We start from the raw sequence: 21,092 nt of genomic DNA on the forward strand, positions 1-21,092 counted from the left end.
GTTCCCCGCGCCCCCTAGAAGCAGGGCGTTGCCCTTACTGCTTCTCCAGGAAGTGCTCCAGCGCCTCCACCACCATCCGGTGGTCCTCCAGTTGGGGCAGGCCGCTCACCGTCACTGATCCGATGACGCCGACGCCCTCCACGTTGATCGGGAAGGAGCCGCCGTGGGCCGCGTAGGTGTCGGGGTCCAGGCGGGAGGAGTCCTCGAAGGTCGTGCCCTTGGCGCGGAAGCGGGCGCCGACGACGTAGGAGGACGTGCCGTAACGCTCCACCACCCGTCGCTTGCGGGCGATCCAGGCGTCGTTGTCGGGGGTGGAGCCGGGCAGGGCCGCGTGGAAGAGCTGCTGGCCGGCCCGGTGGATGTCGATGGCGACGGGGGCCTGGCGCTCGCGGGCCATCTCGACCAGCAGGGAGCCGAGCGCCCACGCGTCCTCGTAGGTGAACTGCCGGAAGACCAGGCCGCGTTCCTGGGCCTCCAGCTCCTCCAGGGACGGGGTGATCTCCGGGTGGAACTTGGGGGTGATCCCCGGGTTGTGCGTCTTGCTGGTCATCACAGCTTCACCACCACTGCGTCGCGTGCCGAACGGTGTGCCGCTTCCAGTACGTCGAGGGCGGCTGCCGCCTCCAGAGCCGTCACCGGGTTGGGGCCGCCGTCCAGCAGGGCCTTTGCCACGGCCGCATAGTAGGCGGGGTAGTCGCCGGGGAGGGTGGGTTCGACGCGGCCGCCGCCCGTCAGGGGGGACTCGCCGGAGCCGACCCGGCCCCACAGTGACTCGGGTTCCGTGCCCCAGCCGGCAGTCGTGTCCGGACGCTGTCCCTCCCGCAGTGCCGCCTCCTGCGGGTCCAGGCCGTGCTTGACGTAGCCCGCCTTCGAGCCCAGCACCCGGAAACGCGGGCCCAGTTGGGCGGTCGTCGCGGAGGCGTAGAGGTGAGAGCGGACGCCGTTCGCGTGCGTGAGCGCGATGAACGTGTCGTCGTCCGTCTCCGCGCCGGCACGGCGGACGACCGCCTCGGCGTACACCTGCGTGACCGGGCCGAAGAGCACCAGCGCCTGGTCGACGACATGGCTGCCGAGGTCGTACAGCAGACCTCCGATCTCTGCCGGGTCGCCGGACTCCCGCCAGCCGCCCTTGGGCTGCGGACGCCAGCGCTCGAAGCGGGACTCGAAGCGCCATACGTCGCCCAACTCGCCCTCGGCCAGGAGCCGGCGCAGCGTCAGGAAGTCGTTGTCCCAACGGCGGTTCTGGAAGACCGACAGCAGCAGGCCGCGCTCCTCGGCCAGCGCCGCCAGCTCGCGTGCCTCGGCCGCGGTGCCGGCGATCGGCTTGTCGACGACGACCGGGAGGCCCGCCTTCAGGGCGGCGGTCGCGAGCGGGACGTGCGTCTTGTTGGGGGACGCGATGACGACCAGGTCGAGGTCGTCGGCGCGGGCGAGCAGCTCGTCGGGCGTGGCGGCGACGCGTACGTCCGGGTGCTCGGTGCGGGCCTGCTTCTGCCGCTCGGGGTTCGACGTGACCACCGTGTCCAGGGCGAGTCCCTCGGTGGTGGCGATCAGCGGGGCGTGGAAGACGGAGCCTGCGAGGCCGTAGCCGACCAGGCCGACGCGGAGGGGAGTAGCACTCATGGATCCCACTTTCGCAACGCTGTTGCCAAAGTGCAAGCGCCGGGGACAATGGGTGCGTGAAGCATGGTGTGGACAGTGGAGTGGTCGGTGGCGTGGTCGGTGGCGTGAACAGGGCGAAGGGTGGCACCGGTACCGGGACCGGCATGGGTACCGGCAGCGCTGTCGGGCTCGGCGGCGTGAACCTGGGCGCCCTGCGCAGTCACAACACCGCGCTCGTGCTCGACCTGCTGCGCACGGCCGGTCCCGAGGGCATCAGCCGGCTCGAACTCGCCGAGCGCACCGGCCTCACCCCACAGGCGGTCAGCAAGATCACCGCCCGGCTGCGGGAGGACGGGCTCGCCGCGGAGGCGGGGCGCAGGGCGTCGACGGGAGGCAAGCCGCGCACGGTGCTGCGGCTGGTACCGGAGGCCGGGCATGCGGTCGGCGTCCATCTGGACCGGGACGAGCTGACGGCTGTGCTCTGCGATCTGACCGGTGCCGTGGTCGCCCAGCGCCGGACCCCGCTGGACCTGGGGGCCGGCGCGGAGACGGTCGTCGAGCGGACCGTGCGGGAGGTGCGGGAGCTGGCGGCCGGGGGCGGTCGGCCGATTGCCGTGCTCGGCGTCGGCGTGGCCCTGCCCGGACCGCTCGACCACCGGCGCGGTGTGCTGCACCGGGTCACCGGGTTCCCGGAGTGGAACGGCTTCCCACTGCGCGACGTCCTCGCGCGGCGCCTCTCGCTGCCGGTCGTGGTCGACAAGGACACCAACGCGGCGGCGCTCGGGCTTGCGGTAGGGGGTGCGGCCGGGGGAGGGGCGGCGCCCGGCACGGCAGGGCCTGACGCGGGCGGGTCCGGCGCCGCCGGGCCCGTCATTGCCGCGCCTGTCATTGCCGCGCCTGTCATTGCCGCGCCTGTCATTGCCGGGTCCGGTACGGGCGCCTCCGGCACGGGCGCCTCCGGTACGGACGCCTCCGGGACCGCCGCGCTCGTCACTGCCGCGTCCGGTACCTCCGAGTCCGGTACCTCCGGCTCCGGCGCCCCCGCGCCCATCACCTCCAGCTCCGGCACGGCCGCGTCCGTCACCACCGCCCCCGTCACCACCGCCCCCGTCACCACCCCACCCACCCCCTCCCCATCAGCCCCCTCCTTCGCCTACCTCCACTTCGGCGCCGGAATCGGCGGCGGGCTGGTCATCGGGGGAGTCGTGCACCGCGGGACCCGCACCGGAGCCGGGGAGTTCGGGCATCAGGTCGTTCAGCTGGACGGCCCGCCCTGCGGGTGCGGCAACCGCGGCTGTGTCGAGGCGCTGTGCCTGGCCGCCGTGGCGCGCGGTGACCTGGCGGAGGCGGCCCGGGTGCTCGGCACGGCCGCGGGCAACCTGGTCGCGCTGCTCGACGTCGACCTCGTGCTGCTGGGCGGCCGTACGGTCGCCGCCGCGCCGGAGACCTTCGTACGCGGTGTCGCCGCCGTTCTCGACGAGCGTGCCCGGCGCGCGGGCGAGGACGCCGTGCCGGTGCGGGTCGCCGCCGGCGGGGAGCGCGGGGTCGCCGAGGGGGCGGCCCAGCTGCTGCTGGCGCCGTTGTTCGGGCGGGCCGAGGGGTGAGGCGGCGGCGTTGAGGCTCGTGGCTGTGCCCTCGCTCCCGGCGGCGGGCGTGCGCTGATCGAGGGCCGTATGCGGCGGCGGCGTCCGCTGATCGAGCGGACTTGCGAAGCCGTACGGAATGGCACCGCCGGGAACCCGTCCCCACCCGGCATGGTCATGTGTTCATGCGACTGCACTCACCCGCCTCCCTCTGCCTCGCAGCAGCCGCCCTCCTAGCCGTGGCGCCCCCGGTGCGCGCGGAGCCCGCGGCCGAGCTGCCCAGCTGCGCCACCGACGACCGGGCATTCCCCCTCACGACCCGCCTCCACGGCGGCCCCGACTCCTACGTGGCCGGCGGTGGATTCGGCACCTGGTACCTGGACCTCACCAACAAGACCGGCCGGACCTGCACCGGCATCCACCCCGTCGTCGTCCTCATCGACGCCAAGCGAGCCCTCAAGCCGTCCCAGCCCCGACTGGAGTTCTACGGCAGCCCGCGCGGCAATCCGAGCAGCAGTCCGAAGGGCGGCGCGGACGGCGGCCCGGACAGCGCCCGCCCCCACGCCGTCCGCTTCGAGACCACCGACGAGGACGAACTCGTCGGCGCCTTCGGCGGGTCCGGCGACTCCGGCGACTTCCCCGGCTTCACCGTCGGCCCCGGCAAGACGGTCACCGTGAAGGTCCGGCTCGCCGTCACCTCGGACGCCGTGCCGAACAAGGTCACCGCCAACGCGGCCGTCGTCCAGCGTCACCAGGGCGACGGCGACTGGGTCGGCCAGTCCAACGACTACCGCTTCACCATCGACGCCGACCCGGCCGACCCGGCCCACCCGCACGGCAAGGCCGAACCGGCCGACACGACCGCCCCTAACGACCCGGCCGCCCGGGAGTCCTCGGCTTCCTCGGCCTCCCCGGCCGCCTCCGCCGCCGCGAACCCCTCGGCGACCCCCGGCGCCGACAACCCCCGCGGCCATCTGACCCTCGCCGACGAACTGGCCCGCACCGGCCTCACGCCCCCCGGCGCCACCTTCGCCACCACCGCGGCCCTCCTCCTGGCCGGCATCACGCTGCTCATCGCCCGGAGGCGCCGCTGAGTGAGCCCGCCCCGTCTGCGACGATCCCTGCGTGGACTACCCGAACAACCAGGCCCCCGGCGCCCCCGTGCGCCAGGGCATCCCGGAGCACGGCCGGATCCCGAAGTACTACGCGGTGAAGGCCCGGCTCGACCTCCTCGTCGGCGAACTCGGCGAGGGCGACCCGCTCCCCACCGAGCGCGACCTCTCCGAGGAGTACGAGGTCGCCCGCGAGACCGTCCGGCAGGCGATCCGGGAGCTGGTGCTGGAGGGCAAGCTGCGGCGGCGGGGGCGGGGCACGGTCGTGGCCGGGCCCAAGCTCGAACAGCCCCTCTCCCTCGCCAGCTACACCGAGGGTGTACGGCGGCAGGGGCGGGCCCCCGGCCGTAGCCTCGTCACCCTCGACCGCTTCCCCTGCCCCGCCGCCCTCGCCGCCGAGACGGGCCTGGTACGCGGCGAACCCGTCTGGCACATGGAGCGCGTCCTGCTCGCCGACGACGAGCGGGTCGGCCTGGAGAGCACGTACGTCGCCGTCGCCCGGGTGCCCCGGCTGGACGCCGACTTCGACCCCGACTCCTCCTTCTACGCCTTCCTCAACGGACAGGGCATCGTCTTCGGCGACGCCGACGAGCGCCTGGAGACCGTGCTGGCGACCCCCCGCGAGGCCCTGCTCATCGGGACCCCGCCCGCCCTTCCGATGCTGCTGATCCACCGGGTGTCACGGGACACCGCCGGGGAGCCGCTGGAGCGGGTGCGGACGCTGTTCCGGGGGGACCGCTTCTCGTTCACCACACATCTGCGCGGCTGAAAAGTCCGGAATTCGACCCGTTCGCCATGCGATCAATTATCACGAAGAGATAACGGGTCTAGCCCAAACGTGATGGCCAGTTCACGCTCTCGTTGTCAGCCGGACCCTTCCGGTTACCCGATCCCGAGGAGCGTTGCCGTCGTGAGAGTGATAGTCGTCGGAGCCGGCGTGGTGGGCACCATGCACGCCTGGCAAGCAGTGGAACGCGGCCACGAGGTCGTACAGATCGAGCGCGAGGCGGAGGCTCGCGGCGCGTCGTTGCGCAACTTCGGACAGATCTGGGTGAGCGGACGCGCGGGCGGCGAGGAACTGCGGACCGCGCTCAGGGCACGGGAGCTGTGGGAGGGGATCGGAGCCCGCGTCCCGGGCCTCGGCTTCCGGCCGAACGGCTCCCTGACCCCCGTCCGCGGCGACCTGGAGCTCGCCGTCGCCGAGGCCGCCGTGGCGCGCGAGGACGCCGCCGTCCGCGGACACAAGTTGCTGACGCCCGACGAGGCACGCGCCGTGAACCCCGCCCTGCGCGGCGACTTCACCGCCGCCCTGTACTGCGAACGGGACGCCGCCGTCGAGCCGCGCACCGCACAGCTCGCCCTGCGCGAGGAACTGCTGAAGTCCCCGAACTACACCTTCAGGCCCGGCCGGGAGGTCCGCGAGGTCATCGGCGGCAGTGCCGTCCGCGACGACCACGGGGACGTGCACAGCGGCGACGTCGTCGTCCTGTGCACGGGCGCCTGGCTCGGCGGTCTGGTCCGCGAGCTGGCCGGCCCCGACCTGCCCGTGCGCCGCGTCCGCCTGCAGATGATGCAGACCGACCCGCTGGGCGAGCCGCTGACCACCTCGGTCGCCGACGCGGACAGCTTCCGCTACTACCCGGCGTACGCCTCCGCCGCGCTCGACACCCTCAACGCCGGTCAGGCGCAGACGGAGACCGCCGCGGCCCACCGGATGCAGCTGCTGATGGTGCAGCGCGCCGACGGCGGGCTGACCATCGGCGACACCCACGAGTACCAGCACCCCTTCGCCTTCGACACCCTGGAGGACCCCTACGACCACCTCACCGAGGTCGTCGAGTCCCTCCTCGGCCGCCCGCTGCCGAAGATCCGGCGCCGCTGGGCCGGGGTGTACGCGCAGTGCACGGACACCTCCCGGGTCGTGCACCGGCAGCAGGTGCGCGACGCGGTGTGGCTGGTGACCGGGCCCGGCGGGCGCGGGATGACCTGCTCGCCCGCGATAGCCGAGACGACCGCGAACGAACTGGGTTGGTGAGAAAAATGACGATCAATCAGTCGATCAATCAGCCGAACATTCAGCAGACGCGGCTGGTCGTGCTCGACATGGCCGGTACGACCGTCGCCGACGGCGGCCTCGTCGAGCGCGCCTTCGCGGCGGCCGCCGCGGAACTGGGCGTCGAGCCCGGCTCCCCGGACCACGCCGACAAGCTCGCCTACGTACGCGCCACCATGGGCGAGTCCAAGATCTCCGTCTTCCGGCATCTGTTCGGCGACGAGGAGCGGGCTCAGCGCGCCAACGCGGCCTTCGAGAAGGCGTACGGCGAACTCGTCGACGGCGGGCTCGTCGCACCGGTCCCCGGCGCCCGCGAGGCCATCGAGGAGCTCCAGGCCGGCGGCCGCAGCGTCGTCCTCACCACCGGTTTCGCCCGGGTCACCCAGGACGCGATCCTCGACGCGCTCGGCTGGCAGGACCTCGTCCCCCTCACGCTGTGCCCGGCCGACGCCGGGGGCCGGGGGCGGCCGTACCCGGACATGGCCCTCACCGCGCTCCTGCGGACGGCTGCCGCCGACGACGTCCGGGAGACAGCCGTCGTCGGCGACACCTCCTACGACATGCTCAGCGGCGTCCGCGCGGGCGCCGGCCTGGTCGCCGGCGTCCTGACCGGCGCGCACGACGCGGACGCACTGCGGGCGGCCGGCGCCACCCATGTCCTCGGCTCCGTCGCGGAGTTGCCAGGAGTGCTGACATGAGCGGCATCCGCTTCGACTCCGTCAGCGTCGCCTACGACGGCAACGTCGTCCTCGACTCGCTCGACCTCACCGTCGAGCCCGGCGAGGTCATGGCGCTGCTCGGGCCGTCCGGATCCGGCAAGACCACCGCGTTGCGGGCGGTCGCCGGGTTCGTACGGCCCGCCTCCGGGCGGGTGTTCCTCGGCGGACAGGACGTCACCGACCTGCCGCCGTACCGGCGGGGCATCGGGATGGTCGTCCAGCAGTACGCGCTGTTCCCGCACATGCGGGTCGAGGAGAACGTCGCCTTCGGATTGAAGGCGCAGAAGACCCCCAAGGTCACCAAGTCCGAGATCCGCACCCGGGTCGCCGAAGCCCTGGAGATGACGGGCATGGCCGCCTACGCCCGCCGCTACCCGCGCGAGCTGTCCGGCGGCCAGCAGCAGCGCGTCGCCATCGCCCGCGCCCTCGCCATCCGCCCCGGCGTCCTCCTCCTCGACGAACCGCTCTCCGCCCTCGACGCCCGCCTGCGCTCCGGCATGCTCGCCGAACTGGCCCGTCTCCACCGCGAGTTGCCGGACGTGACGATCCTGTACGTCACCCACGACCAGGTCGAGGCCCTCACCCTCGCCGACCGGATCGCGGTGATGGACAGCGCCCGGCTCCAGGCCTGCGGCACCCCGCGGGAGCTGTACCGGGCGCCGGCCAACGAGTTCACCGCGTCCTTTGTCGGAAACGCCAACCTGCTGCCGGTGACGGTCGGTTCGGGCGGCGTCGCCTTCGGCGGCGGCGAACTGAAGGTGGACACGGAGGGCGCGGCGCCGGGTGCGAAGGCGACGCTGTGCGTACGGCCCCACCTCGTCGGCCTCGGCGACGGACCCAACGGGCTCTCCGGGACCGTGACGGAGATCCAGTGGCGCGGCGCCACCCACCGGCTGTACGTCGAGGTCGACGGCCACCCGGTCATAGCGGACCTGCGGGAACTCAAGGACCCGCCCGCCCACGGCGACGAGGTCACCCTGCACTTCTCCCCGGACGACGCGGTACTGCTGGCCGCAGGAGTGAGCCATGGCTGAGGTCGTTCGTCGGCTGAGGGCGGGCCGTGGCTGGTCGCGCCCGCGCGGCGGCAGCCGCAGAATCAGCAAGGTCCCGCGCCCCTGGTTGGCTGCCGTCCCGCCAGTCGCCTTGCTCTCCGCCCTTTTCCTCTACCCCCTCGCCCTCGTAGTCCAGCAGTCACTCCAGCCCGACACCGGCGGCACGTCCCTCCAGCCGTACGCCGACGTCTTCGCCTCCCACGCCTTCCGCGAGGCGCTGTGGACCACCGTGTGGCTGGCGGTCGGCTCGACCGCCGGATGTCTGGTCCTCGGGTTCGTCATCGCGCTCGTCATCGCCTTCGTGCCCTTCCCCGGGGCACGGGCGGTGGCCCGCTTCATCGACGTCTTCCTGTCCTTCCCGTCCTTCCTGATCACGCTGGCCCTGCTGTTCATCTACGGCACGGTCGGCATGGCCAACGGCCTGTGGACCGACGTCACCGGCGCCCAGGACGGACCCTTCCAGTTCCTCACCACGCCCTGGGGGGTCCTGCTCGCCGAGATCACGTACTTCACGCCGTTCGTCGTACGACCGCTGCTCGCGGCCTTCTCCCAGCTGGACACCGCCCAGCTGGAGGCGGCCAGTTCGCTCGGCGCGCGCCCGCTGCGCATCATCCGCCGGGTGATCCTCCCCGAGGCGCTGCCCGCCCTCGCCGCGGGCGGCAGTCTCGTGCTGGTCCTGTGCCTCAACGAGTTCGGCATCGTCCTGTTCACCGGCGCGAAAGGCGTCACGACCCTGCCGATGCTCGTCTACAGCAAGGCGATCCTGGAGTCCGACTACCCGGGCGCGTGTGTGGTCGCCGTCGTCAACGTCCTGATCTCCGTGGGCCTCTACGGCCTCTACCGGGTGGTGAGCCGCCGTGCTCGTGCATAGCCGCGGGGCCAAGTGGGCCGTATGGGCCCTGTTCCTAGTCCTGTTCCTGCCCCTGTTCGCCCTTCCGCTGCTCGTCGTCCTCGGCGCTTCCTTCGCCACCAACTGGTCGAGCGTGCTGCCCTCCGGCTTCACGACCGGCCACTACAGCGCCGCCACCCGCGGCGAGGCCCTCCAGGCCCTCACCGCCAGCCTGGTCACGGCCGCCGCCGCGAGCCTGCTCGCGCTCGTGGCCGGGACCTGGGCGGCCCTCGCGGCGGCCGGGCTGAAGAGGCGGTACCGCAGGGTCCTGGACGCGCTGTTCGTCCTGCCGGTCGCGGTGCCCTCGGTGGTCGTCGGCCTCGCGATCCTGGTGGCGTTCTCCCAGCCGCCGTTCCTGCTCAACGGCACCCGCCAGATCGTGATCCTCGCCCACACCGTCCTGGTCACCGCCTTCGCCTACCAGTCCGTGTCCGCAGCCCTCGCCCGCCTCGACCCCGCGTACGAACAGGCCGCCGCCTCCCTCGGCGCCCGGCCCGCCTACGTGCTGTGGCGGGTCAGGCTCCCCCTCCTGCTGCCGTCCCTCACCGCTGCCGCCGGCCTCTGCTTCGCCCTGTCCATGGGCGAGTTGAGCGCCACGATGATGCTCTACCCGCCCGACTGGACCCCGCTGCCCGTCCTGATCTACGCGGCCACCGACCGCGGCGCCCTCTTCGCCGGCTCCGCCCTCGCGGTGGTCCTGATGGCGGCGACACTGCTCGCGCTGTTCGCCGTCTCCCGCATCCGCACCCGAGCCTCGTACCGCTGACCCGCAGCCCCGGCTCGCCCCGCTGATCCAGCTCGCAAGAACCCTCAACGCGCAAGGAGCTCCTCCGCCATGCCCAGAAACACCCTCAAGCTCGCGACAGCCCTCGCCCTCCTCGCCGCCCCGGCCCTGTCCGCCTGCGGCGGCAACTCCGCAGCCGCCGACGAGAAGGTCGTCACCGTCTACAGCGCCGACGGCCTCAAGGGCGAGCACGGTGACGGCTGGTACGACCGGATCTTCAAGGACTTCGAGAAGCAGACCGGCATCAAGGTCGAGTACGTCGAGGGCGGCTCAGGCGAGATGGTGCAGCGCGCCGCCCGGGAGAAGGGCAACCCGCAGGCCGACGTGATCGTCACGCTCCCGCCGTTCATCCAGCAGGCCGACGGCAAGGGCCTGCTGCAGAAGTACGCCCCGAAGGGCTCCGACCAGGTCAGCGGCGCCGACAAGGCCGCCGACGCGACCTGGACCTCGGTCGTGAACAACTACTTCGGGTTCATCTACAACAAGAAGGAGCTGAAGCAGGCGCCCGCCACGTGGGAGGAGCTGCTGGAGGGCAAGTACAAGAACAAGCTCCAATACTCCACCCCGGGCGTCGCCGGCGACGGAACGGCCGTGCTCATCAAGGCCATGCACGACTTCGGCGGCGAGAAGCCCGCCATGGACTACCTCCGCAAGCTCCAGTCCAACAACGTCGGACCCTCCGCCTCCACCGGCAAGCTCGCACCCAAGGTCGACAAGGGTGAACTGCTCGTCGCCAACGGTGACGTCCAGATGAACTTCGCCCAGTCCAAGACCATGCCGAACCTCGGCATCTGGTTCCCTGCGAAGGACGGCGGCAAGCCCACCACCTTCGCCCTGCCCTACGCCGCCGGTCTCGTCACCGACGCCCCCCACACCGAGAACGGCAAGAAGCTCCTCGACTTCATGCTGAGCAAGGACGCCCAGAAGCAGGTCAGCGAGATCGGCGGCGGCTTCAGCGCCCGCCAGGACGTCAAGGCCACCGACGCCAACGCCACCGCGCTCGCCAAGATCATCGACGGCGTCGAGGTCTTCGAGCCCGACTGGGACGACATCGACAAGAACCTGACGTCGTACGTCGACGCCTGGAAGTCGGCCACCGACAGCTGATCCACGACAGCTGACCCACCCCGTACGGACCGCACCACGCAACGCCCCTGGCACCACACCGGGGGCGTCGCCATGCCCGCTCCCACCCGCCCAGGAGGATCACGTGACGTCACACCTGTCCCGCCGCACCGTCCTCACCACCACCACGGCGACCGCCGCCACCCTGGCACTCGGCGCCTCCACCGCGCCCGGCGCGCACGCCCTGCCCACGCTCCCGAACGGCACCAGCAAGGACAAGGTGCTCGTCATCGGCATGGACGGCCTGCGGCACGACCGCATCGACGCGGCCAGCGCCCCGCACCTGAAGGCCATGATGAGCGAGGGCACGTACGGCACCTCGCTGCTGTACTCGGGCCCGATGGCCGCGACGTCCTCGGGCCCCGGCTGGTCCACCATCGCCACCGGCGTGTGGCCCGACAAGCATGGCGTGAAGGACAACACCTTCGTCGGCAAGAACTACGCCCGCTACCCCGGCTTCCTCGCCCGCCTCGCCCAGGTCCGGCCCGCCCTGTCCACCTACGCCGCCGTCGACTGGAAGCCCTTGGACACCCAGGGCACCGTCACCCCCGGCGCGGACGCGAAGCTGGTCCTCGACGGCGACGCCGACGGCTACACCGGGCACGACGCCACCATCGCCGCCGAGACCGAGGCGCTCCTGCGCGACCAGAACCCGGACGTCCTGTTCGTCTACTTCGGCCAGTCCGACATCGTGGGCCACAACCAGGGCGCGGGCAGCCAGGCCTACCTCGACCAGATCGCGGTCCAGGACGCGTTCGTCGGCCGGCTGCGCGCCGCGGTCAAGGCCCGGCCCAGTTACGCCTCCGAGCGCTGGACGGTCATCGTCGCCACCGACCACGGCCACACGGACCCGGGCGGCCACGGCGGGTCCTCGATCGAGGAGCGGCGCACGTTCGTGCTTGCCACCGGCCCGGGCATCGCAGCCGGCGCCCGCCCGATCGACACGCGGCTCGTCGACGTCGTCCCCACCGTCCTCAAGCAGCTCGGCATCCCCGTCGACCCCGCCTGGGGCCTGGACGGCAAGCCGGTCCAGGAGCGCTCCGGCGACCCCTTCGACGCGCTCACCCTGGCCACCCGCACGGACGAGACGGGCATCCCGTCGACCGTCCGCGGCTACACGCACACCCCGCCGAGCGGCTGGTCCGTCATCAACAACGCCATGGGCACCGGCGGCATGACCGAGTGGCGCGGCTGGGCGTTCGCCACCGACGAGTTCTGGTCCCGCACCCAGCGTGACCAGTGGCGTGAGCTCAACGTCCGCGCCCGCGGCGTCTTCGCGGTCGCCGACTCCGACGAGTGGGCCGACAAGAGCTTCTCCGGCACGTACGACTCGACCCTGGTCACCCCGGCGTACGACGTCACCGGGAAGACGAAGGTGCGGCTGGACTTCACGACCCTCTACCGGCAGGAGGGCTCCCAGACGGCCCAGATCCTCGCGTCCTTCAACGGCGGCACGCCCACCGTCGTCAAGAGCTACACCTCCGACGTCGTCTCGCAGCCGCAGTCCGTTTCCGTCGACGTCCCCTCCGGGGCCGCCAGCGTGAGCTTCCGGTTCCGCTACACCGGGTCCAACAACTGGTACTGGGTGATCGACGGGGTCAGGATCAGCCAGTCCTGATTACTCTGGGGGCGTCGGTACGCCGTGGTTCCGGCGCCCCCAGCTCATCCCGTACGCAGGCCAGGAGCACAGCAACATGGCAGACCGCAAGCCCATCGAGTCCTGGCTCACCGACATGGACGGTGTGCTCATCCACGAGGGTGTGCCGATTTCCGGCGCCGACGCCTTCATCAAGAGGCTGCGCGAGTCCGGCAAGCCCTTCCTCGTCCTCACCAACAACTCGATGTACACCCCGCGCGACCTGCACGCCCGGCTGAACCGCATGGGCCTGGAAGTGCCGATCGAGAACATCTGGACCTCGGCGCTGGCCACCGCCAAATTCCTCGACGTCCAGCGCCCGGGCGGTTCGGCGTACGTCATCGGCGAGGCGGGCCTGACCACCGCGCTGCACGACATCGGGTACATCCTCACCGACCACGACCCGGACTACGTCGTCCTCGGCGAGACCCGCACCTACTCCTTCGAGGCCATGACCAAGGCGGTCCGGCTGATCAACGCCGGCGCCCGTTTCATCTGCACCAACCCCGACGAGACGGGTCCGTCGACCGAGGGCCCGCTGCCCGCGACCGGCGCCGTCGCCGCGCTGATCACCAAGGCGACCGGCAAGCAGCCGTACTTCGCGGGCAAGCCGAACCCGCTGATGATGCGGACCGGCCTGAACGCCATCGGGGCGCACTCCGAGTCCAGTGCCATGATCGGCGACCGCATGGACACCGACGTGCTGGCCGGCATGGAGGCCGGGATGCAGACGTTCCTGGTGCTCACCGGGCTGACCCGGCCCGAGCAGGTGGAGAACTTCCCGTACCGGCCCTCCAAGGTCGTCGACTCCATCGCGGACCTCGTCGACCGGATCTGAAACCCGGGGACGGGGAAACGGGGCGCAACACGACCCGTACGGAGCAGTGCGGCCCCGCTGAGGATGCGGGGCCGGTGCCCCGGGGGGAGTCTCCAGGTAACTGGAGGTTCACGATGGGATCACTGCGGGTCACTCTCTGTGCGATGGCCGCCCTGGGCGCGGTCGCCGTCGCTCCGGCGGCACACGCGGCGGACGCGGCGGACGGGGGTGTCTCGGTCAGCCCGTCGTCCCCCCGCCCGGGCGGGGACATCGCGCTGCGAGTGAGCGGATGCCCGGAGCGGGCCGCCAAGGCCGTCTCCGAGGCGTTCGTCGCCGACGGCCGCCTCACCGTCGGCGCGGACGGCACCCTCACCGGCGAGAGCCGCATCCGCTCCACGCTCACGGCGGGCACGTACGACGTGAAGGTCGCCTGCGGCGGGGAGCTGTCCCGCACGGGCGCGGTCACGGTCGCCGGGCCGCAGGGCGCGCGGCACGGGGCGGAGCCGTCGGGCCACGCCTCTCCCGTGGCGCCCGTCCCCGCCGGCGGCGGTGGCACCGCCCGGCTCGCCGTCGTGGACGCCCGTGAGGCCGGTCCCGGCACGGCGCACACGGTGACCGGGCTGGTCCTCGCCGGCGTCGCGGCGACCGCAGTGGCGCTGCGCAGCGCACGCCGCAGCCGCGAGCAGCGCAGGCCGCACTGACCATGTCCGAGCACGAACGCCCTGCCTACGGGGGCCGCCTGCTCATGGGCGTGGCCTGGACCGTGCTGCTGCTCGGACTGTGGCTCTGGGGGCGCGAGGTCACCGACGTACAACAGGGCATCTCCGCGCCCGTGGCCGGCGACGTCGCCGCGGTCGGCCGGCCGCCGCAGGTGGACCTGCCGTCCGCCGCACGCCCGCTGGGCGACGCGCTGCCGCAACGCCTCGACATTCCCGGGCTCGGCATCCAGGCACCCGTCGTCGCCCGGGGCCTCGACCGCCACGGCGCCATCGACCCACCGCCCTACGTCCAGGCCGGCGACGTCGGCTGGTACGCGGCGGGGGTGAAGCCCGGAGCCGTCGGGGCCGCGCTGATGGTGGGTCACGTCGACACCGAGAGCCGCCCGGCCGTGTTCCACCGCCTCCGTGCGCTGAAGCCGGGCGCGACGGTGCGGGTGCTCCGCGACGACGGCAAGGTCGCCGAGTTCACCGTGGACGACGTCGACATCGTCCCCCGCGACCGCTTCGACGCGCACCAGGCCTACGGCACCCACCACCAGGGTCGCGCCGAACTGCGCCTGCTCACCTGCGGCGGCACCTTCGACCGAACGACCCGCACCTACACGGCGAACGTGATCGTGTCGGCGTATCTCACGGGGACGGGGCTGTGACGGGCGCACCCGCTCACCTGGCCCGGTCGACGACCGCTCCCCCGAAGTCGCCGACCGGGCTGGTCCTCGACCGCGCGCGCACGGGCTGCGGGAGTAACCCGGCGACCGGCGCGGGAGGCTTTGTGTGACCAGAGTTGGGGGGCTCGTCCGACCGGGGGCTGGGGTCGTCCGGACATGACTCTAGAGCGGATGGCTGCCGGGGCCCAGAGGAAGTTCGCGGGGGTGCTACGCGCGTCCCTCGTCGTCCGCAAGCCCCGCCTGCCGGCGCAGTTCGGCGTCGTCCGCGACCCGGTCGATGACCTCCTGCGCGACCCGGTCCAGCGGCAGCCGGCGCCGGCGCGCGTACTGCCGCATCGCCACGAAGGCGTGGTCGGCGGGAGTGTGCCAGCGCTCGGAGAGCATGCCCTTGGCCTGCTCGATGCGCACCCTGCTGGACAGCGCCTGCTGCAACTGACCGGCGAGGGTGCGGCACTGGACGTACGTCGTGTTGTTCTCCAGGCCCAGGGCCGCGCAGTCGGCGATGAGCTGGGCCAGCCGCAGCGTCGTACCGTCCTCGGACGGGGAGCCGTCGGTGCGGTCGGCGCCGAAGACGTTGAGCGCGCCGAGCAGCAGGTCCCGGCGGCGCAGCGGGACCGCGTACGTCGTGACGATGCCGTGGGCGAGCGCCCGCTCCGTGAACTCGGGCCAGCGGGAGTCCGTCCGGGCCGCCCCGAGCGAGACCGGCGGCACCGCTCGCCCGGAGCTGTAACTGTCCAGACAGGGCCCGCCGCCGTACTGGGCCCGCAGCAGCTCCAGGGCGATCTCCCGGTCCGCGCCGCCCGCCGCCAGCGACACCGCCCGCCCGTCGTCGATCAGCATGAACCCCGCGCCCCGCGCGGCCAGCAGCCCCACACAGTGGTCGGCGACGCCCGATAAGTAGTGCGCGGCCTCGAAGCCGTCGACGAGCGTGTCCGCCGACTCCACCAACGCCTCCGCCAGCCGGATCTCCCGGGTGCTCCGGTGCATGCCCGCACCCTCCCCTTCCCCTGTCGCCCTTTTTCCCCTGTCGTCGTCGCAGCCGTCATAGTGGCTGTAACAGCTCTCCGACAAGACTCGGCGAACTCGTGTGCCCCACGACACGTATGTCAGGATTGAGCCTTGGAACAGTGCACCCGAGGGGGAGCTGGATGTACCTGAACAGGGGGCCTGGCGGGGGCTCGCGCGCGGACGTCCGCGGTGGTGCTGGGGGCGGCACTGCTGATGGCGGGCTGTTCGTCCTCCGGGGACGGCGACGACCTCGACGACAACGCCGGCGCCGGAATCAGTCAACAGCCCAAGGAGACCGACCCGTTCTGGGTGAACCCGGACGGGAACGCGGCCGAGCAGGTGGCGGCCTACGCGAAGGCCGGCAAGAAGGAGGACGCCGAGGAGATCCGCAAGATAGCGGAGCAGCCGACGGGCGAGTGGATCGGCCCGGAGAGCCCGGAGCAGGAGGCACTCGGCTTCACCGAGGCCGCCGACAAGGCGGGCCGTACGGCCCTGCTGGTCCTCTACAACATCCCGCACCGCGACTGCGGCCAGTACTCCCAGGGCGGCGCCGCCGACGGCAACGCCTACCGGACCTGGATCGACGGCGTGGCCAAGGGCATCGGGGACCGGGACACCACGGTGATCCTGGAGCCGGACGCGGTACTGCACCTGGTCGACGGCTGCACCCCCGGCGAGTTCCACGAGGAGCGCTACGACCTCCTCAAGGGCGCCATCACCAAGCTCAAGTCCCTGAAGAACACCAAGGTCTACGTCGACGCGGGCAACGCCGGCTGGGGTCATCCCGACCAGATCTTCGAGCCCCTGAAGCGGGCGGGCATCGACCAGGCCGACGGGTTCTCCGTCAACGTCTCCAACTTCTACACGACCGCGGACTCGATCAAGTACGGCAAGGAGCTCTCCACCAAGGTGGGCAACAAGCCGTTCGTCATCGACACCAGCCGCAACGGCAACGGCCCCTACACCGAGGGCAACCCGGACGAGCGCTGGTGCAACCCGCCGGGCCGCGCCCTGGGGGAGACGCCCACGACCAAGACCGCCGACCCGCTGGTCGACGCGTACGTGTGGGTCAAGCGCCCGGGCGAGTCTGACGGCGAGTGCAAGGGCGGCCCGAAGGCGGGCGAGTGGTGGGTGGATTACGCCCTGAGCCTCGCCAAGGCCACCAAGTAGCCCAGCAGTGAGATTGGGGCGCCCTCCGTCGCGGAGGGCGCCCCAATCGCGTATCCGCTAGGGGACCTTGACCCACTGCGCCTTCGACGGCGTGCCTTGATCATCCGTCACGAACAACATGTACCAGCCCGACGGAACCAGATTCCGGTTCGTCGGCACATCCACCGTGATCTTGTCACCGGACTTCTTGAAGTCCAGCTTCACCGACCGCTGGTCCACGTCCGTGACATGCGTCGACGCGCTCGGCCGCATCAGCCGTACGTTCTCGATGGACGAGGCGTGCTGCGAGGTGAACGTGCCCGTCCCGCCCCGCTCGATGGTCTGCGGACCACCCGACAGCGACGGCTGCGCGTCCCGGTACAGATACGGCGGCGTGTAGATCTCGATCCGCTGCTCGAACTTGCCCGGCTTGGTGTTGGCTTTGTCGGCGTACAGCGAGTCCGAGCCGAAGAACATCACCCGGCCGTCGGGCAGCAGGATCGACCCCGAGTGGTAGTTCCGGCCCACCAGCGGATCGGCGACCCGGTCGAACTCCTTTGCGCCCGCCCGGTAGAGGTGCGCCTGGAGGATGTTGGAGTCGCCGCGGCCCCGGTAGTCCTCGGAGCCACCCGACACCAGCACGGTGTCGTCCGGCAGCACCGAGGCCTGCGGATACCGCGTGCCCTTCTCCAGCGAAGGCCCGTCCGCGAACTTCGGACTGTCGGCCTTCAGGTCGATCAGCCGCGTCTTCTCGCTCGCCTCCTTGGACTCACCGACGCCACCGCCGCCGATCACCATGTACTTCTCGTCCTGCGCCGGCGGCAGCAGCACCGTGCCGGAGGTCTCCAGCAGCTTGGGGTCGCTCAGCCCGGGCAGCTTGCTGAACTTGTTGGTGTCGACGTCCCAGATCCCGGGGTCGCGGCCCACGTCGTCGGGACCGTAGCCCGCGTTCGAACCCGAGTAGAAGATCTTGCCGTTCTCCAGCGGGAACAGCGCCGGGTACGTCGGGAACTGCCGCACCTTCGTCAGGTACGTCCACTTCTTGGTCTTCGGGTCGTACACCTCGTTCTTGCCCGGCACCAGCTGGCCGATGTCGTCGAGGCCGGAGACGCTGAGGATCTTGCCGTTGCCCAGCGTGGTGAGCGTCGGGTACCAGCGGGCCTCGTGCATCGGGTCGACCTTGATGTACTTCTCGGCGACCGGGTCGAACTCGTAGGCGTCCCGGATCCCCTGGAAGTCCTTCTTGTCCAGGGCGAGCTTCTGCGCGATGCCGTACGTGTTGCGCGCGTCGGTGCCGGTCAGGCCCTGGATCCGGTAGTTGTCCTGGGTGCCGGTCTCGTGCTTGGCGCCCTTCTTCTGCGCCTCGACGTAGATCCGGCCGAGGCCTGGGTCGTTGCGCAGGAACTCGCCGGTCGCCTTGTCGAAGACCTTCTTCGCGCGCGGCACCAGCACCGGGTCCTTGGAGACGAACGTCTTGCCGTTCTCCTTGCCGGTGAACTTGGTGCCCGCGGGCAGCGTGATCGGCTCGTCCGGGTTCTCGTTGTGGACGATCATCAGGCCGCCGGCCTTGGTGACGTCACCCTTGAGCTTCTCGTACCGCTTCGTACCGCCCGCGATCAGCAGGTTGCCGTTGGACAGCTGGGTGTGGCCGGTGCAGAACAGGTCGTTCGGCGTCGGCACCTTCTTGATCGTGCCCTTGACCGGGTCCCAGATCCGGGTGTCGTACTTCTTCGCGTCGAAGTTGTCCTGGTTGTTGCCCGAGCCCGCGATCAGCAGCACCTTGCCGGTGTGCAGGAGCGCCGCGTGGATCGTGTTGAGGCGGTACTCCTCGGGGAATTCGACGGTCTCCCACTTGCCGTTCTCGGCTTTGTACTCGGGTCTGTTGATCTGGTACTGGTGGTATTTCTCGGTGCCGACGCGATACAGCCACGGCCCGTTCATTCCGGCCAGCGCGAGTACCACCGCCGTACCTATCGCGAGTCGACGGGCGCGGCGGCGGCCTGCACGGTCGTTCATTCCTTACGTCCCCCAAGTCCACCAAGGGCAATCTGCATGGTCTGGTCGGTGCCGCTGCCGGACGACGCGGCCCAACTCGGTTTGTGCTGCGGCGCGTGGCCCGCGTGCGGGGCATGGGACGCGTGCTGCGCGGGCAGTGGTTGCGTCTCCGGCTGATACGGCGCGGGCTGGGCCGGCACAGGCTGCGCCGGGACCGTCGCGGCGGGCTTCTTCTTCTCCTGCCGCAGCATGTAGCGCCAGGCGAAGATCGGCGTCGCGGTGATCAGCATGGCGAACGTCGCCCAGATGATCATCGCCGGGTGCGAGTGGCCGTACACGAAACCGGCGGTGATCGAGGCGCCGAAGATCCCGATGAAGTACCAGTGGTACCGGAAGGTCCCGAACCACCGGTCGGGGCTCGCGGAATCGCCCTTGGGAGTGACCACGAACTTGCTCTTCTTGCGCAGCGCGGAGTCGATCAGCGCCTTCGCGTACAGCGGCGCCGACAGCGCGGACATCACCATGCCCGCCACACCGCCGGAGCCCTCGGGCTCGTGCGGCGAGACGTTGTGGCGGCGGTTCCAGACGTACAGGCCGATCTGGAGCGCGGAGGCGTTGCCGTACAGCATCAGCCAGATCGTCGGGTCGATGTTCACACCCGAGGCGCCCAGGCCCAGGAACAGGGCACAGCTCAGCGCCGCCAGGATCCAGTTCAGGGCCGACATCGGGTAGAAGATGATCATCATGGTGTAGTTGAAGAGCTTGCTCGGCGGCAGCGAGTACCAGCCCTTCCAGTACTGCTTGAGGATCGTCTCGTACGTCCCTCGCGACCAGCGCATCTGCTGGGTGAAGAAGTCCGTCCAGGCGCTGGGGCCCTCACCGACGGCGAGCACGTCCGGCGTGTAGACCGAGCGCCACTTCTTGCCCGTTGCCGGGTTCTTGTGACGGTGGATCTCGAAGCCGGTCGCCATGTCCTCGGTGATCGAGTCGTACAGGCCGCCGATCTGCTTGAGCGCCTTGATGCGTACGGCGTTCGACGTACCCACGAACATCGGGGCGCCGTAGCGGTTGCCGGCGCGCTGGATGAGGGCGTGGAAGAGGAACTGCTGCGACTCGGCGGCCTTGGTGACGAAGTTGTCGTAGTTGCCGTACACCTGCGGGCCGATGACGAAGCCGATGTTCGGGTCGCGGAAGAAACCGAGCATCCGCTCCAGGTAGTTCGGCAGCGGCACGTGGTCGGTGTCGACCGAGGCGAAGAAGTCGTAGTCGTCGCCGTGCGCGTCGAGCCAGGCGTTGTAGTTGCCGTGCTTGGTCTTGGCGCGGTGCGGGCCCTTGGCCTGGTTCCACTTGGCGACGCCCTTGCGGGAGAAGTGGTGCACGCCGAGCCGCTTGCAGACCTCCTTGACCTCCGGGTCGTCGCCCTCGTCGAGCAGCCAGATGTGCAGAAGGCCCCGGTGGCGCAGCTTGACGGCCGCCTCCAGGGTCTTCGTCACCATCTCCAGCGGCTCCTTGCCGGGCACGAAGGAGGTCAGGAAGGCCACTCTCGTGCCGGTCTCGGGAACCACCGGGACCGGGTCGCGGGCGACCAGCGTGGCGTGCGCGTTCGACAGCACGTTCATGCAGCGGAAGAACTCGATCAGACCGATCGAGACGAGCATCACGATGTCGAGCGCGGGCAGGAAGTCGAAGGCGGGATAGTCGCGTTCGGTCCAGTGCTCGGGCTGCAGCAGCCAGAACAGCAGGACCAGCGACAGCAGCGGAGCGGCCGCCAGCATCAGCGCGACCCTGATCCGGTGCGGCTCCTGCGAGATCAGTGAGCGGTACTCGACCCGGTACGGCTTGTTCGGGTCGGGCTGGGTGAGGGGACCGGCCAGCCGGCTGTAGTGCTCGTAGTCGTACTTCGGCAGCGTCTTCTTGATCCGGCGGAACGCGCCGGTCCGGGTATGTGCAGGCACCCTTAGCTGGGTGGTCTGAGACGGGTCGAAGTTCTGCCGGGCGCCCGTCGGCGTCGACGTCATGAGTCATCCCCCCACACGCGGGTAACCCCACGTGTCTGTCGTTTCCTTGACGACTGCTAGGTCCCCCTCGACCTTCACAGACGTATCAGTGGTGGGCCGCAGTCACCACGTCTTCCACACCTTAGACATGGAACAGCGACCTTCCGGTTGCATCATGCCCCCC

General features: G+C 70.9%; 19 protein-coding genes. 14 read left to right on the top strand and 5 right to left on the bottom strand.

The genetic code is table 11. From position 1 onward, the window contains the following. Positions 1 to 34: 34 nt before the first annotated feature. Both OHO27_RS26180 and OHO27_RS26185 read right to left on the bottom strand, forming a co-directional pair. Positions 35 to 550, bottom strand: a complete 516-nt coding sequence (locus OHO27_RS26180; protein WP_328427421.1) for a heme-degrading domain-containing protein — start codon at positions 548 to 550, stop codon at positions 35 to 37. Further along, positions 550 to 1,623: a Gfo/Idh/MocA family protein gene (locus OHO27_RS26185; RefSeq protein ID WP_328427422.1), complete on the bottom strand. Its 1,074-nt coding sequence runs from the start codon at positions 1,621 to 1,623 to the stop codon at positions 550 to 552. Before OHO27_RS26185 ends, OHO27_RS26180 begins: the two co-directional genes overlap by 1 nt. Positions 1,624 to 1,766: 143 nt before the next feature. On the opposite strand from OHO27_RS26185, the gene OHO27_RS26190 reads away from it, so the two are divergent. The 13 genes from OHO27_RS26190 (at position 1,767) to OHO27_RS26250 (ending at position 14,741) form a co-directional block, all read left to right on the top strand. Beyond that, positions 1,767 to 3,206: an ROK family protein gene (locus OHO27_RS26190; RefSeq protein ID WP_328430554.1), complete on the top strand. Its 1,440-nt coding sequence runs from the start codon at positions 1,767 to 1,769 to the stop codon at positions 3,204 to 3,206. 164 nt (positions 3,207 to 3,370) lie between these two features. Beyond that, positions 3,371 to 4,279, top strand: coding sequence for a hypothetical protein (locus OHO27_RS26195; protein WP_328427423.1), 909 nt, complete (start codon positions 3,371 to 3,373; stop codon positions 4,277 to 4,279). A 31-nt stretch (positions 4,280 to 4,310) separates the two neighbouring features. Further along, positions 4,311 to 5,066 (top strand): GntR family transcriptional regulator, encoded by a 756-nt coding sequence (locus OHO27_RS26200; protein ID WP_328427424.1) that lies wholly within the window; start codon positions 4,311 to 4,313, stop codon positions 5,064 to 5,066. Between the two features lie 141 nt (positions 5,067 to 5,207). Further along, positions 5,208 to 6,332, top strand: coding sequence for a TIGR03364 family FAD-dependent oxidoreductase (locus OHO27_RS26205; protein ID WP_328427425.1), 1,125 nt, complete (start codon positions 5,208 to 5,210; stop codon positions 6,330 to 6,332). 5 nt (positions 6,333 to 6,337) lie between these two features. Further along, positions 6,338 to 7,048 (top strand): phosphonatase-like hydrolase, encoded by a 711-nt coding sequence (locus OHO27_RS26210; RefSeq protein ID WP_328427426.1) that lies wholly within the window; start codon positions 6,338 to 6,340, stop codon positions 7,046 to 7,048. Further along, positions 7,045 to 8,103, top strand: coding sequence for an ABC transporter ATP-binding protein (locus OHO27_RS26215; RefSeq protein ID WP_328427427.1), 1,059 nt, complete (start codon positions 7,045 to 7,047; stop codon positions 8,101 to 8,103). Before OHO27_RS26210 ends, OHO27_RS26215 begins: the two co-directional genes overlap by 4 nt. Further along, positions 8,096 to 8,992, top strand: a complete 897-nt coding sequence (locus OHO27_RS26220) for a 2-aminoethylphosphonate ABC transporter permease subunit (protein ID WP_328427428.1) — start codon at positions 8,096 to 8,098, stop codon at positions 8,990 to 8,992. The genes OHO27_RS26215 and OHO27_RS26220 overlap by 8 nt, the downstream gene beginning before the upstream one ends. Continuing rightward, a complete protein-coding gene (locus tag OHO27_RS26225) occupies positions 8,979 to 9,776 on the top strand; it encodes an ABC transporter permease (protein WP_328427429.1) in 798 nt (265 codons plus the stop codon). The genes OHO27_RS26220 and OHO27_RS26225 overlap by 14 nt, the downstream gene beginning before the upstream one ends. Positions 9,777 to 9,845: 69 nt before the next feature. After that, on the top strand, positions 9,846 to 10,901 hold the full coding sequence (locus OHO27_RS26230; protein WP_328427430.1) for a 2-aminoethylphosphonate ABC transporter substrate-binding protein: 1,056 nt from the start codon (positions 9,846 to 9,848) through the stop codon (positions 10,899 to 10,901). Positions 10,902 to 11,004: 103 nt separating this feature from the next. After that, positions 11,005 to 12,537: an alkaline phosphatase family protein gene (locus OHO27_RS26235; protein ID WP_328427431.1), complete on the top strand. Its 1,533-nt coding sequence runs from the start codon at positions 11,005 to 11,007 to the stop codon at positions 12,535 to 12,537. Between the two features lie 76 nt (positions 12,538 to 12,613). Further along, entirely contained in the window at positions 12,614 to 13,393 is a 780-nt protein-coding gene (locus tag OHO27_RS26240) for an HAD-IIA family hydrolase (protein ID WP_328427432.1), read from the top strand. 113 nt (positions 13,394 to 13,506) lie between these two features. Further along, positions 13,507 to 14,073: a hypothetical protein gene (locus OHO27_RS26245; protein ID WP_328427433.1), complete on the top strand. Its 567-nt coding sequence runs from the start codon at positions 13,507 to 13,509 to the stop codon at positions 14,071 to 14,073. Between the two features lie 2 nt (positions 14,074 to 14,075). Next, the gene (locus OHO27_RS26250; protein ID WP_328427434.1) at positions 14,076 to 14,741 is read left to right on the top strand and encodes a class F sortase; all 666 of its coding nucleotides are present in this window, start codon (positions 14,076 to 14,078) and stop codon (positions 14,739 to 14,741) included. A 225-nt stretch (positions 14,742 to 14,966) separates the two neighbouring features. On the opposite strand, the gene OHO27_RS26255 is transcribed toward OHO27_RS26250, so the two are convergent. Continuing rightward, the gene (locus tag OHO27_RS26255; protein ID WP_328427435.1) at positions 14,967 to 15,746 is read right to left on the bottom strand and encodes a GAF and ANTAR domain-containing protein; all 780 of its coding nucleotides are present in this window, start codon (positions 15,744 to 15,746) and stop codon (positions 14,967 to 14,969) included. Positions 15,747 to 15,980: 234 nt separating this feature from the next. Between OHO27_RS26255 and OHO27_RS26260 the strand changes: the two genes are divergently transcribed. Further along, the gene (locus tag OHO27_RS26260) at positions 15,981 to 16,937 is read left to right on the top strand and encodes a glycoside hydrolase family 6 protein (protein WP_328430555.1); all 957 of its coding nucleotides are present in this window, start codon (positions 15,981 to 15,983) and stop codon (positions 16,935 to 16,937) included. A 57-nt stretch (positions 16,938 to 16,994) separates the two neighbouring features. Here OHO27_RS26260 and OHO27_RS26265 read toward each other — a convergent pair whose 3' ends face one another. Continuing rightward, the gene (locus OHO27_RS26265; RefSeq protein WP_328427436.1) at positions 16,995 to 18,932 is read right to left on the bottom strand and encodes a kelch motif-containing protein; all 1,938 of its coding nucleotides are present in this window, start codon (positions 18,930 to 18,932) and stop codon (positions 16,995 to 16,997) included. Then, positions 18,929 to 20,929 carry a glycosyltransferase family 2 protein gene (locus OHO27_RS26270; RefSeq protein ID WP_328427437.1) on the bottom strand — a complete coding sequence of 667 codons (2,001 nt, stop codon included), beginning with the start codon at positions 20,927 to 20,929 and terminating at the stop codon, positions 18,929 to 18,931. The genes OHO27_RS26265 and OHO27_RS26270 overlap by 4 nt, the downstream gene beginning before the upstream one ends. Positions 20,930 to 21,092 lie beyond the last annotated feature (163 nt).

Source organism: Streptomyces sp. NBC_00443, assembly GCF_036014175.1.
Taxonomy (GTDB): Bacteria; Actinomycetota; Actinomycetes; order Streptomycetales; family Streptomycetaceae; genus Streptomyces.

What these genes read in the sequence shown, in the direction of transcription:
- OHO27_RS26215 (WP_328427427.1), top strand. Translation starts at nt 7,045, where the DNA reads ATGAGCGGCATCCGCTTCGACTCCGTCAGCGTCGCCTACGACGGCAAC.
- OHO27_RS26250 (WP_328427434.1), top strand. Translation starts at nt 14,076, where the DNA reads ATGTCCGAGCACGAACGCCCTGCCTACGGGGGCCGCCTGCTCATGGGC.
- OHO27_RS26255 (WP_328427435.1), bottom strand. Translation starts at nt 15,746, where the DNA reads ATGCACCGGAGCACCCGGGAGATCCGGCTGGCGGAGGCGTTGGTGGAG.
- OHO27_RS26265 (WP_328427436.1), bottom strand. Translation starts at nt 18,932, where the DNA reads ATGAACGACCGTGCAGGCCGCCGCCGCGCCCGTCGACTCGCGATAGGT.
- OHO27_RS26190 (WP_328430554.1), top strand. Translation starts at nt 1,767, where the DNA reads ATGGGTACCGGCAGCGCTGTCGGGCTCGGCGGCGTGAACCTGGGCGCC.
- OHO27_RS26270 (WP_328427437.1), bottom strand. Translation starts at nt 20,929, where the DNA reads ATGACGTCGACGCCGACGGGCGCCCGGCAGAACTTCGACCCGTCTCAG.
- OHO27_RS26230 (WP_328427430.1), top strand. Translation starts at nt 9,846, where the DNA reads ATGCCCAGAAACACCCTCAAGCTCGCGACAGCCCTCGCCCTCCTCGCC.
- OHO27_RS26220 (WP_328427428.1), top strand. Translation starts at nt 8,096, where the DNA reads ATGGCTGAGGTCGTTCGTCGGCTGAGGGCGGGCCGTGGCTGGTCGCGC.
- OHO27_RS26195 (WP_328427423.1), top strand. Translation starts at nt 3,371, where the DNA reads ATGCGACTGCACTCACCCGCCTCCCTCTGCCTCGCAGCAGCCGCCCTC.
- OHO27_RS26185 (WP_328427422.1), bottom strand. Translation starts at nt 1,623, where the DNA reads ATGAGTGCTACTCCCCTCCGCGTCGGCCTGGTCGGCTACGGCCTCGCA.
- OHO27_RS26260 (WP_328430555.1), top strand. Translation starts at nt 15,981, where the DNA reads ATGGCGGGCTGTTCGTCCTCCGGGGACGGCGACGACCTCGACGACAAC.
- OHO27_RS26240 (WP_328427432.1), top strand. Translation starts at nt 12,614, where the DNA reads ATGGCAGACCGCAAGCCCATCGAGTCCTGGCTCACCGACATGGACGGT.
- OHO27_RS26180 (WP_328427421.1), bottom strand. Translation starts at nt 550, where the DNA reads ATGACCAGCAAGACGCACAACCCGGGGATCACCCCCAAGTTCCACCCG.
- OHO27_RS26210 (WP_328427426.1), top strand. Translation starts at nt 6,338, where the DNA reads ATGACGATCAATCAGTCGATCAATCAGCCGAACATTCAGCAGACGCGG.
- OHO27_RS26245 (WP_328427433.1), top strand. Translation starts at nt 13,507, where the DNA reads ATGGGATCACTGCGGGTCACTCTCTGTGCGATGGCCGCCCTGGGCGCG.